This is a genomic window from Salinimicrobium oceani (genome assembly GCF_012037645.1).
In genome coordinates, this window is the sequence record NZ_JAAVJR010000922.1 from 1 (window position 1) to 390 (window position 390).

Consider the following 390-nt stretch of genomic DNA (forward strand, 5'->3'; position numbering starts at 1 on the left):
TGTAAAGCAATTTGCCATTGCCAATGATATTCCTTTTTTCAACACCCGCGATCAAAGAGGAATGCTTCGTACCCTCATGATAAGAACATCCTCAACCGGAGAGATCATGGTGTTGATCCAGTTTTTTGAGGAGAACAGGGAAAAGCGGGAATTGCTGCTGAATTTTATTGCTGAAGAATTCCCGGAGATCACAAGCCTTCAATACGTGATCAATCCTAAAGGAAATGATACTATCTATGATCAGAAAGTGATCTGCTATAAAGGGAATGATCATATTTTTGAGGAAATGGATGGTCTTAAGTTCAAGATCAACGCCAAATCCTTCTACCAAACCAATTCTGAACAGGCGTACAACCTGTACAAGATCACCAGGGATTTTGCCGGCCTTAC

Annotated in this window: 1 pseudogene; it reads left to right on the forward strand. The window is 41.0% G+C overall.

The annotated features are described in order from the left end of the window. Positions 1-390: pseudogene (locus HC175_RS20075) on the forward strand (23S rRNA (uracil(1939)-C(5))-methyltransferase RlmD); the annotation flags it as partial.